The 10,668-nt window shown below is 39.8% G+C and carries 10 protein-coding genes; all 10 read left to right on the forward strand.

The genetic code is table 11. The annotated features are described in order from the left end of the window. Positions 1-171 precede the first annotated feature (171 nt). The 10 genes from B808_RS00425 (at position 172) to yjeM (ending at position 10,642) form a co-directional block, all read left to right on the forward strand. Positions 172-1,464, forward strand: a complete 1,293-nt coding sequence (locus tag B808_RS00425) for an ABC transporter permease (protein WP_035421251.1) — start codon at positions 172-174, stop codon at positions 1,462-1,464. Positions 1,465-1,637: 173 nt separating this feature from the next. Then, entirely contained in the window at positions 1,638-2,315 is a 678-nt protein-coding gene (locus B808_RS00430) for a sugar transferase (RefSeq protein WP_035421272.1), read from the forward strand. A 22-nt stretch (positions 2,316-2,337) separates the two neighbouring features. Next, on the forward strand, positions 2,338-3,393 hold the full coding sequence (locus B808_RS00435) for an acyltransferase (RefSeq protein WP_035421253.1): 1,056 nt from the start codon (positions 2,338-2,340) through the stop codon (positions 3,391-3,393). Positions 3,394-3,722: 329 nt separating this feature from the next. After that, entirely contained in the window at positions 3,723-4,730 is a 1,008-nt protein-coding gene (locus B808_RS00440) for an NAD(P)-dependent oxidoreductase (RefSeq protein ID WP_035421255.1), read from the forward strand. A 2-nt stretch (positions 4,731-4,732) separates the two neighbouring features. Next, on the forward strand, positions 4,733-5,725 hold the full coding sequence (locus B808_RS00445) for an NAD(P)-dependent oxidoreductase (RefSeq protein ID WP_035421257.1): 993 nt from the start codon (positions 4,733-4,735) through the stop codon (positions 5,723-5,725). Between the two features lie 11 nt (positions 5,726-5,736). Next, the gene (locus tag B808_RS00450) at positions 5,737-6,342 is read left to right on the forward strand and encodes a nitroreductase family protein (RefSeq protein ID WP_009166988.1); all 606 of its coding nucleotides are present in this window, start codon (positions 5,737-5,739) and stop codon (positions 6,340-6,342) included. Positions 6,343-6,359: 17 nt separating this feature from the next. Then, positions 6,360-6,587: a hypothetical protein gene (locus B808_RS00455; RefSeq protein WP_009166989.1), complete on the forward strand. Its 228-nt coding sequence runs from the start codon at positions 6,360-6,362 to the stop codon at positions 6,585-6,587. A gap of 116 nt (positions 6,588-6,703) precedes the next feature. Then, positions 6,704-8,500 (forward strand): glycosyltransferase family protein, encoded by a 1,797-nt coding sequence (locus B808_RS00460; RefSeq protein ID WP_035421260.1) that lies wholly within the window; start codon positions 6,704-6,706, stop codon positions 8,498-8,500. A gap of 69 nt (positions 8,501-8,569) precedes the next feature. Continuing rightward, positions 8,570-9,088 carry an MGMT family protein gene (locus tag B808_RS00465; protein ID WP_009166991.1) on the forward strand — a complete coding sequence of 173 codons (519 nt, stop codon included), beginning with the start codon at positions 8,570-8,572 and terminating at the stop codon, positions 9,086-9,088. A gap of 60 nt (positions 9,089-9,148) precedes the next feature. After that, a complete protein-coding gene (yjeM, locus tag B808_RS00470; RefSeq protein ID WP_035421262.1) occupies positions 9,149-10,642 on the forward strand; it encodes a glutamate/gamma-aminobutyrate family transporter YjeM in 1,494 nt (497 codons plus the stop codon). Positions 10,643-10,668: the final 26 nt, after the last annotated feature.

Raw genomic sequence — 10,668 nt, forward strand, 5'->3', positions numbered from 1 at the left:
TATTTTTGGTATTTAATTAGACAACTTTATTTTACGCTTAAGGGGCTTGATTTGGATTAATAAGCGCCGGTATTTTTAAGCAGTTAATTCCTTGAATGATTAAGCTTAAACTAGTAGAATCTCTTTCTAGTTGTAATTTTCGACAATTCAAAATAGTAGGTGAGGGAAATTATGAATTTTAAGGAGTTTTTAACCAGCAAATTAACGATTGCATCGATTATCTTTGTGATTATTTATCAGATCATTATGTCAATCGTGTATATTCCAGGCTATCAGCATGTTACTGATCACGTTGATCGAACTAAGGTGGCTTTGGTTAACCAGGATCATAGTTCACAGGGAAAAAAGATTGCGCAGGGCATCAAAACGGGGATTGAAAAACAACACCAGAGCCCGACTGTAAAAAAATATGGTGATGTAGATCAGGCAACGAAAGATTTACGCAATAAAAAGAATTTAATGGTAATTAAAATCCCAGCGAACACCACTAAAAAGATTATGCAAGGTGAGCGAATTCCGCTGAAGTTTATTACCAACCCATATGATGACGAAACCAGCCTACGGATTGCGAGCGAAGTTCAGTCCGCCGTGGTAAATTCATTAAATACCGAATTAGCTCGCGCTGGGAACATCCAAGTGATTACGAAGATGTTGCTCCAAACGCAGGGGAAACAATTAATTCAGGAAAAAATGCAACAGGTCGCTGCGCAAAATCCATCTGTGGTGGCTAATCAACAAGCTCGAGTAGCCACGCAACAGCAGATCACACAACAGGTCACGCAGGGGATTGAAAAACAGGCGGAAAAATATGTGCAGTCGAATCCAGTGCAGCCGAAAACTGATCATATTAGTAAAAAGGGTAGTGCTAATTTAGCAATTATTATTGGCGTTATGTTAATTTCTCTAGGTTGCTTTATTAGTGTGATGTCTGCGGCGATCTTAATGTTTTCTCAGTTTGAGAATGCTCTATTGAAGGTAAGTAGTCGGCTACAAGCCTTTTTGATGTATGAAGGAGCCTTTGTAATTATTTCAGTAGTGGGACCAATTATTGGATTGTTGATTTTTAAACAGTTGGTTCATGCTAGTACAGCGGTCTTTTTCCAAATGTATCTTCAAAATGTACTAATGACATTTATATCGGTTCAGTTTGTTAGTCTCTTTACTTTCTTATTGGGTCGGATTGGTATTTTAATTAATCTACCGCTGGCACTCGTTCAAACCTTGGTTTCTGGTGCCATTATGCCAGTACAGCTTTTACCTGCGCCATACCAATTTTTCTATTATATTTTGCCACTTCCTAATAGCTACCAGGCAAATATCAGTATTCTTTCGGGAGTTAACTTAGATAAAATTCCAGGGTATGATTTTAAATTAATCATGATGGGAATTATCGTAGCCGGGCTAACTTTAATTGTGATTTATACGCGGAAATTTCACAACAAAATCAATGAAAATGTTAGTTAAATCTAGACCAAAAGCTGTTCTTCATGACATGGAGAACAGCTTTTTGCTTATAATTGGATTTTTGTTGCCAATTAAAGGAGGGTGGTTTTTAAAATTGGCTTGTTTTTGCTATAATTAGAATGTTTAAACTTATAGCGACGGTGAAGACCGGGCAAAGCAATTTGACGAAAAGTATGGTGAAAATATTGGCAAATGGTAATTCCAAAAATGAAATTTGGCTAGATCGAAAAGCAGTCCAGCATCGTCCAGTATACTTTGGCATTAAACGAATTGCCGATATTGTTCTTAGTATTTTAGGATTGCTGGGATTGAGCCCGTTATTGTTAATTTTGATTATAATGGTTAAATTTGACGGCTCGCACGGTCGCGTATTCTATATTCAAAAACGAATTGGAAAAAACGGAAAAGCTTTTCATATGTATAAATTTAGGTCAATGATTCCTAATGCAGATGCCTATTTAGCAAAACTACAGCAGAAAAATGAAATCCATGGAGCTATGTTTAAAATGAAAGATGATCCGCGGATTACTCGGGTAGGTAAATTTATCCGCAAGTATAGTTTAGATGAACTACCGCAGTTACTAAATGTGATTGGTGGAAGCATGTCGTTAGTTGGACCCAGACCACCGCTTCCCAGTGAAGTCGCAAAATATAGTAAATATGATGCCCAACGTCTCTATGTAGTCCCAGGTTGTACGGGTTTATGGCAGGTCACAGCGCGTAATGATACAGATTTCGCCGGTGCGGTGCGCTTAGACTTGGAGTACATTCAAAAAAGTAGTTTGCTGTTTGATTTAAAGATTTTATTAGGTACCGTTAAGGTAATGATTAAACCGAATGCCGCCTACTGATACTAGGAGAGAGAATGGATTGATGGAGAAACCAAAAAGATTAGTATACGTCGACTTAATAAATGTGCTTGCCATTTTTGGGGTTCTAGTGATTCATTCCTCATGGAATAAGGGAAGCGCTTCGCTTGAGCTTAGTAGTGCGCTATTGCGTAACATTTTTGCTCCAGCGGTTTTCTTGTTTATCATGAATTCTGGAGCAACGCTGTTAGACTACCGAGAAAAATATTCTACTAAAACTTTTCTAAACAAAAGGATTCACCGGGTAGTGCTTCCCTTCGTTTTTTGGAGCGTCATCTATTACTTGGTCGGGGGCTTTCTCAGGAATCCCTTGCCGAATGTGAATTTTACAGTAGCAAAACCAAGTTTATTAAATTTTTTGACAACATTCTTATCAGGAGATATTAATGGAGCATTCTGGTTTTTTTACTGCATGATTACTTTGTATCTTATCACTCCAATCCTGTCGGTATTGGTTAAAGATCATCTTAATTTAATGTTTTATTGGGTTTGTCTGGATTTTGTGGTAAGTTTTTTAATTATTTATCTTAATAATAACAGCTGGCATCTGACGCTTAATCAATATCTTTTTCCCCTAAATGCTACAAATTACGTTAGTTTTTTCATGATGGGTTATCTGCTTCGCGTAGGCTATTTTAAACCGGTGACATTAAAATATTTGGCAGTATTTGGAGGAGTTTCCATTGGGATCATGTTGTTATTAGCAGGACTCGCTGTTAAATTTAATCTCGATCCACTCTTGGCAAATTTAGGTTCATACGGTGGTCCTTTACTGTTTGTTTATACCATCGGCGCAGCGGTGTTTTTACAAAAGCTAGGGACTAAATTAGGGTTCTTTCAACGAAGACAAGTTCAAAAAGTCCTCGCGGCGCTATCGTCTTTAAGCTTGGGAGTCTATATTTTACATCCATTTTTCTTGAAATTGTTTTTTGTTTTAACGGGGACAGCATATACTAGCTGGTTAGATTTGTTGGTAATGCCAATTTTTACATATGTACTTTGTGGATTGGCGGTTTATTTACTGAAAAAAATTCCCTATGTAAAAACGATCTTGCCATAAAACGGGACTGCTAGGTTTTAATCAGTCGTACTTTGTAGCTTAACTGCAGACTCGCTGCGTGGGTAAGCATGGTTTTTTCTAAACGAAACCCTCGCCAATTATTCTAATTGTAATAATTGGCGAGGGTTTCGTTATATATTTAGAGACTGAATTTGCCGGGAACCAAAAAAGAGCACCGTTGGGATTATCACAAGGATCGCTGAACTAGCTAAGGTTGTAGCGAAATTGTGAACAATTGATTTAGTGATGAGTTTCGGCAAATCCTTGCCATTCTCCCGCTAACTAACCTATAATTAAAGTAATAGTTATCACAATTAGGGAGAGTAAGCATGTTTAAAATTACAGTTTATCACGTTCGTGAAGTCGAGCGACCTTTATTTGCTAAGCTCAATCAAAATAATTATGACATTAATCTGGTTGGAGATCGGCTTACCCCAGCCACGATTAGCAAAGCGGCTGATTCCGATGCGGTCCTACTTACAGCAGGGGATGACGCCGATGAAAAAATCATTGCGCAGTTGCATGATTATGGGATTAAGTATGTGTTTACCAGAGTTGTTGGAGTTGATAACATTGATTTAGCAGCAACTGCTAAATACAACATGCAGGTTGCCAACGTCCCTTGTTATTCACCACGAGCCGTTGCTGAGTTAGCCTTTATTTTAGGGATGACGATGTTTCGTCGGGTTGCACAAGCGGTCGTTAATACACAGCAAGGTGATTTTCGCCGGCGGCAAAGTTATTTTGCTAATGAAATTCATGATGCCACGGTTGGAATTGTTGGCGCTGGGCAGCTGGGGACCGCCGAAGCAAAGCTTTATCGAACAATGGGAACCCGGGTCTTGGCATATCAGCGGCACCCTGATCCAGCTAATCAAGCAGTTGAATTCACGGATTTAGACACGTTGTTAAAAACGGCTGATATTGTTTCTTTGCACGTTCCTTTTATTCCGGGGAAAACCGAAAACATGATTGGTCGACCGCAGTTAGATTTGATGAAGGACGATGCCATTTTGGTTAATACTGCTAGAGGTCCGGTAGTTGATAATCAAGCAGTGGCAACAGCTATTCAGGAACATCGCATTGGTGGTTATGCAACCGATGTTTTATTAGATGATAATGAGATTATGGATCATAAGTTCACCTCGTTAGCTGCCGTTCCTAATCAAATTGACCAAGCTTTGATGGCTAATTATCCCAATGTAATTGTGACGCCACATATGGGATTTTATACGGAAAAGGCGGTTGCTGATATGATTTCAATTAGCTTTACTAACTTTGAACAGACCTTAAAAACCGGACAACCGGTTTATTTAGTTGATAATAAGAGGGATTAATTGTGGCTAAAATAACTGTTTATAATGTGCAAGAATCTGAAGAACATTATTATACTGAACTGAATCATTATGATTTTGAATTGCAGCTAATTAACGAACCACTTACCAAGGAAACGGCAGGCTTTGCACAGGACTCAGTAGGAGTTCTAATCGATGGAACCACGCAGGCAGATGCTGATTTATTAGCAGTTTTAAAAAACATGGGCGTTAAGTATTTTTTTACGCGGTTTGCCGGATACAATAACATCGATGTGGATGCTGCGAACGCACGTGGAATTATGGTTGCATATGTTCCCTCGTACTCCCCCTTTGCAGTTGCTGAATTAGCAATGACGTTAGGGTTGGATTTGACCAGACATATCTTTGCTGCTAGTAGTATGACTCAAAGTGGGGATTTTCGAATCACGCCAGAATATTTTTCTAAAGAAATTGATCAACTAACAGTTGGAATTATTGGAGTTGGTCACATTGGATCAGCAGAAGCGAAGCTCTATCATGATTTGGGTGCACGAGTTTTGGGTTATCAACGGCATAAAAATGAAAATTCTAACGTGACGTTTGTAACTCTGGAAGAACTCTTAATGCAGTCAGACATTGTTTCTTTGCACGTACCATACGAACCGGGCGTCAATGATTTAATGATTGGTGCGACTGAATTAGGAAGAATGAAGTCCAACGCAGTTTTAGTTAATACGGCTCGCGGTGAATTAGTGGATACAGTTGCGGTTAACGGAGCCTTAGCAGATCAGGCGATCGCTGGTTTTGGAACGGATGTGCTTCCGGCTGAAACCGGAGTTTCTGGTAAGCACTTCGATCGATTGGAACAAGTTGCAGATAAAAATCTGCTAGAGCTTATGAAAAATTATCCGAATGTAATTGTGACACCCCACGTTGGTTTTAACACCGAGCCAGCGATGAAAGATATGATTAAAACTAGTTTTGCAAACTTTCATGAGGCATTGACCACTGGCAAAACGATTAATCAACTTAAATAGGAGTTGAAATTTTGGAAACGTCTTTTTTACAACTAATCAAACAACGACGGACGGTTTATGCTTTGGGAAAGCAGATTAATTTTTCTGAGGCAGAGATTTATGATTACATTAAGGACGTGATTCGGGCAGTTCCCTCGGCTTTTAATAGCCAGCCCGTGCGGGTCGCGGTTTTATTTAATCAATCCCACCAAGATTTATGGGAAATTGTTGCTACTGCATTAGCAGCGAAGATTCCGGCCGATTCATTTTTACGAACTAAAGCAAAAATCAGTACCTTTCAAAAAGCGTTTGGAACGATTTTGTTCTTTACCGATCTTGATGTTGTGCAAAAGCTCGTTAAGACACCTAAATTAGCGACCTATCAATATCAAGAATACAATTGGTCAGAAGAGGCACAGGGAAATGCTCAGTTCGCTGTTTGGACGGGGCTAGAAGCAAATGGATTGGGAGTTAATTTGCAACACTATGATCCGCTGATTACGGCGACAGTTAAACAGCGGTTTGCTATTCCGGAGCACTGGCAGTTACGAGGCGAAATGGTTTTCGGCTCCATAGAGCAGCCGGGAAAAATAAAACCAATGATTGCTGATGACGCACGGTTTAAATTATTTAAGTAGTCAGAGGATGGTTGGTAATGAAGCAAAAAGCAATTGAACAAAAACTACTTAAATTACGGCGGCTGGCTAATTTTTTGATTACGCCACTATGTCTAGCTCTCTTTGCTGCTTATTATTTTCAACGGCGCGCATCACCACTCGTCATGATTTTGGCAGCATTGGTGGTGTTAACCTATGTTCCTTATGGAATTGTTGTCTTGTATTTTGTCATTAAAAGACAGCAAACAAGTCGCCATTCACGGTGACCAGTAGCAGCTAAAAAGTATGCTATCAACGCTTAGCCTATCTAATTGATGGAGCTAGGCGTTTTTTTGTTGTACAATGGCAAACGTTGTTTATTTACATTAAAGGGGAAAAGAATGTGAAAGTAGAGCGAAAAAATTGGCAGACGGGACTAGCGATTTTGATCATTATGGCAGCAGTTTTGATTATGCTGTCACTTCAATTAGCAACAGGCGACGTCATCATTGGTTATGATACGTTCTTTCATTTTAATCGAATTTATGACACAGCAATGCAGTTTCAAACGCACCATTTTAATTACTTTATGTCAAACTTTGGCTACCGACAGTCAGGTCAGATTGTTAATGCCTTGTATGGTCCTTATATGGCTTACCTGTTAGGATTTTTGTTATTTTTAACGAAAAGTTGGTTTTGGTTTGAAATTACAACGGCCTTTGGGATCCTCACAATTGCTGGTTTAGGGGCTTACGGTTTATTTCGGAAACTTCGAATTAATCAAGGGTTAGCTGTGGCTGGGGCGATTATTTATTTGTCACAGAATTTTATTACATACTGGATTACGAGCTCCGCCTTTTTAGATTGGGGGGCGATGTTGCTACCCTTTGCATTAATGGTAGCAATTGATTTGTTGGCTGGTTCAGCAGCCAAGGTACACTTTACCCTGGCAATTGTGGTGGGACTACTGTTAGAAACGCATGTTTTAAGTGCGGTCATTACGGTTCTAATGTTACTACCCTTTTTCATCGTCGGCTGGATTCGGTCATTAACCAAATGGGCATATTTCAAAAAGGTTGCTGCTAATGTAATTTTAGCTTGTTTACTAAGTGCCAATTACTTTGCAGCTTTCTATAACGTATTTATTAATAATCGTTTGATTCCTCCCTTTCGGGTAACCAATTTAGCCGATGGGGCGGTTCAATTCAGCACCACTAACTTAGCTCAAAGCGGACTAGGAATTGTTTTGATGGTGATCATTAGCTTGCAGGGTCTGTTTATCATTTTTAATTTTAAGCGCAGCCAGTTAAATTTGATGCTAACTACGGTAGGATTCTTATTTTATTTAATCTCATCAACTTTGTTTCCTTGGAATCAGATCGGGAAAATTCTTCCTGATTTTCAGGATTTCTTGCAGTTTCCCTCCCGCTTTTTGGCTTTTGCGGGTTTGTTATTGTTGACGGGCTTTTTACTGTCGCTGAATCAATTTATTGCAAATTGGTCACAGTCACTGTTGAAAAATTCTAGTTACGCACTGGTTGGCTTGTTAGCGGTGATGGCACTGATGTTAGGAGTCAAGAACATAAAGATTCAACTTGATAACAACTGGCAAATGACAGCTCATGCTCCACAAGTTGGAGTTTATGGGGCTCATCTATTTCCCAATGGTTTTTACCAGAGTGGGATTAGTAATCAGCGACTTAAACAAGATTTTCATGCTGCAAATTTGGTAACACCATTAAATGACGTGATTCGAGCAACTACAGACTATTTACCCAATACAACTAAGCAGGCTACGGTTTCGGGGTTACAAGATCAATATCGAAAGCAAATTACAGATAATAATCGTAATTATCACAAACAAGTTTTGGCAAATGGAAGCATGCAATTAACTTGGAAGAATAACCAAGCTGCTCGGGTCGTTCAGATTCCAATGGTAGCTTATCGAGACACCCAGGTGCGATTAAATGGCAAAGAACTGCACGAAACCCAGACAGACGAGCATCTATCCCCTGATCAATATCGACGATCGGACATTGGAGCCATTCAAGTGCGGGCCGCCACGGGGAAAAATCGAATGGTGGTAAGTTATCAGGCTCCTTGGTATTTTACAGGAGCTTTGTTCGTTTCACTGCTTGCATGGATTTTAACGCTGGGATTGGAATTGTTGCGTAAAATTCGGAAAAACCGGCTGGTTTAGAATTATTTTGTTTTTTTCATTTAGGATGTGCTAAAATATTAAGCAACACTTAACGAAAGGAGGGGTTCCATGCAACGACTATACTGGGATGCAATAAATATTGATAGCCACAAAGTTTTCTATACTGTGAATGAACAGGGACTGAACTTCGTTAGTTCTCCTGAATGTGGGCTGTCGCAAGTTTTGAATTTTTACGCTCAATCCTTTGAGTATGTTCACGATCACGAAGTGACGGATGCTTATCGTAAATCCTTTAAACGTTACCTAAAGGGTAAAACCGGTGAATTTGTGGTAGATCGGGATAGCTTTGTTAATGGAACTCCCCAAGAAGAAGAGGTCTGGCAACGGATTGCGGCAATTCCCTACGGAAAAACTCAGTCGGTTGCAGTTCTTGCTGCGGAAGCTAAGGTTTCACAGCAGGTAGTTTTACAGGCTCTTCAAGCTTCGCCAGTTTGGCTAGTATTGCCTCTTCACCGGGTAACCGGTCGAGGAACCAAACAACTAAACTTTCGGACGAATCAGGCAATGCAGGATTACCTACTGCAGATTGAACAAAAACCAAAAGCTGAGTTTAAAGAATTACTGTAACCAGTAACTAGCCGGTAAGTAAGATGCGGCTAACTTAACTTTTAGGAGAAAATTGAATATATGAAAACCAGACAGTTAACCCTCATGTCGCTAGTTTTGATGGTCTTTACCTCGATCTTCAACTTTATCAACATTCCGCGGGCCTTTTATTTGATGGGCTATGCCTCGATCGGTTTTTACATCGTTGCGGCACTCTGCTTTTTTCTGCCGTTTGCCTTTATGGTTGCGGAGTTAGGCTCGGCTTACCCCAATGCCCAAGGTGGCATTTATACGTGGATGGCGGAGGCGGTTAATCCCCGCTATGCCTTTGTTGGAATTGTAATTTGGTATACATCATTTATCACATGGATGTTAAATACCAGTTCAATTATTTGGATTCCGATTTCGACGGCAATATTCGGAGTCGATAAAACACAGACATGGCATTTACTGGGATTGAATGACGTGCAGACGCTTGGTATTTTAGCAGCCAGTCTAGTAATAGTAATTACTATAATTGCTAGTCGGGGATTAGGACGCTTCAAACTAATTACGTCAATTGGTGGTTTAGCAATGTTACTAGCTAGCGCAATCTTAATTGGTGGTGGGGCGGTAATCTTGCTATTAAACGGACACCCACTAGAACCACTTAGCTTCTTGAGTTTGATTAAATCACCTAATCCGCAGTATGTAACCGGGATTTCCGTGCTAAGTTTTTCTGTCTATGCCATCTTTGCTTTTGGTGGAATTGAAATTATCAGTGGTTTAGTGGATCAAACTAAAAATCCTAAACGGACTTTTCCACGCGGAGTTGCAATTAGTGCTTTGTTAATTACAATTGTGTATTCATTGGGGATTTTTGTAACTGGGATGTTTACAAATTGGAATCAGGTGTTTAATCCCGCCGATGGTTCGAAAGTTAATCTGGGGAACGAAGCCTTTATTGCGATGAATAATTTTGGCTACCAACTTGGATTAGCACTGCACTTTTCTCATTCCGTAGCCATTCAGATGGGGTTGTGGTCAGCTCGCTATATTGGTTTTTCGATGTTTTTGGCGTTAATCGGTGCATTTACGACGGTCATCTTCTCTCCAATCAAACAATTAGTTGAGGGTACCCCCAAACAAATTTGGCCTACCTTTCTACGAAAACAACGAAATGGGTTGCCGGTTAATGCGATGAGGGTGCAAGCCATGATTGTGATAGTTTTTATTTTACTGGTAGCTTTTGGCGGTAAAAATGCCAAAATTTTTTTCCAAATGGTAATTTCAATGACAAATGTGGCGATGTCGTTACCCTATCTGTTTATTGCGTTTGCTTTTTGGCAGTTTCGCAAGCGTAAACCAGTTCCAACTGCTTTTGTATTTTTCAAGAAAGATTGGATGGCCTACGTAGCAACGATGATAGTCTTAGCAACAGTTGGATTAGCTATTAGCTTTACAGTTGTAGCACCTGTTCTTAAGGGGGACTGGTTAACCAGCGGATTGATGGTTTTGGGTCCAGTGATTTTTGCAAGCTTAGCCTTGTTTTTTGAGGCTCGTTATCGTCAGCGAATCGAAAAAAATGGTAACTAAAAAGCCGAGCACTTTAAAGTGCTCGG

The sequence above is a fragment of the Fructilactobacillus florum 8D genome (genome assembly GCF_000512295.1).
Lineage (GTDB): Bacteria > Bacillota > Bacilli > Lactobacillales > Lactobacillaceae > Fructilactobacillus > Fructilactobacillus florum.